Consider the following 327-nt stretch of genomic DNA (forward strand, 5'->3'; position numbering starts at 1 on the left):
CCCTCCCAGTCGCCGACGCGCCAACGTGTCTCGATGCCCGCGGGCCGCTCGGCAATGCGGCGACCGTGAAAGCGCTGGCGCTGCCTGGGGGTTCCGCAGCGGTGGCGTCGTCGTCGCTTGCGCCGACGCAGGTGCTGCCACAACGTGCCACCTTGCCGGCGATCATTGGCAATGTGTTGGTAGATGCGCTCGTGACTGACTGCCACCTCGCCATGGCCGGCGATCTGGTCGGGACTCCAGTCCTCGCGAAGGCGATCCTCCACCTGCGCCCACGTGGCTTCGTCGATGCGGGGCAGGCTGCTGGCGGCGTGCCGGCGATGAACACTC

The 327-nt window shown here is 69.1% G+C and carries 1 protein-coding gene; it reads left to right on the plus strand.

All coding sequences use genetic code 11. From position 1 onward, the window contains the following. Positions 1-65: 65 nt before the first annotated feature. The coding region (locus UUA_RS20355; protein ID WP_155943286.1) for a hypothetical protein at positions 66-327 on the plus strand (262 nt) is incomplete at its 3' end.

This window comes from Rhodanobacter thiooxydans LCS2 (genome assembly GCF_000264375.1).
In the GTDB taxonomy this organism is placed as follows: domain Bacteria; phylum Pseudomonadota; class Gammaproteobacteria; order Xanthomonadales; family Rhodanobacteraceae; genus Rhodanobacter; species Rhodanobacter thiooxydans.